The organism is Planctomonas deserti (assembly GCF_003067705.1).
Taxonomy (GTDB): domain Bacteria; phylum Actinomycetota; class Actinomycetes; order Actinomycetales; family Microbacteriaceae; genus Planctomonas; species Planctomonas deserti.
In genome coordinates this window covers 1-604 of sequence record NZ_QANL01000112.1, presented here as the reverse complement: position 1 = coordinate 604, position 604 = coordinate 1, and the positions used below count along the sequence as shown (strand labels likewise).

Below are 604 nucleotides of genomic sequence, written 5' to 3'. Positions count from 1 at the left end.
CAGCCATTGGGCGTGCTGAGGGTGTCGACGATGCCGACCACATGCAGCGGCTGCTTGCCCATGTAGTAGGTCTTGCCCAGCGCACTGCCATTGGGTTCCATCTTGGCGGCGGTGGCCTGGGTGAAGATGACCGGGATCGCCTTCTCCTTGGCGCCGCCCTTGCTGGCGTCTTCGAAGTTCTGGTATTCGTCGGGCAGGAAATCGCGGCCTGCGATCAGGTTGATGCCCATCGTGGCCAGCCCGTTCTCGGACAGGGTGTACATCGAGGCGTTGGTGGTCGGCCGTTCCTGGTCGATCACACGCGAAATGCTGCTGCTGGAGGAGCCGTTGCGGAAGGGGACCTGGTTGATGATGGTGACGTTGCTGACGCCGGGAATCGCGCGCAGCGATGCCAGGTCCTCGCGGGTGCGGGCCATGGCGTCGGTCTGCTTGCCGATGCCACTGACGCGCAGCATCACCAGTTCGCTCTCGGCGATGCCGCTGGGCATGCTGATCTTCTCCACGCGCTGGCTGACCAGGAACAGCGCGTTGCAGACGATGGCGCAGGTCAGTGCGACTTCCAGCACGATCAGGGCAGCGGCGGTCTTGTGCCGGCGCAGCGTGC

General features: G+C 64.6%; 1 protein-coding gene. It reads right to left on the bottom strand.

The features are described 5' to 3' along the window. Nucleotides 1–604 (bottom strand): ADOP family protein (locus DAI20_RS19815; protein WP_205781521.1); only part of this gene is annotated, 604 nt, incomplete at both ends.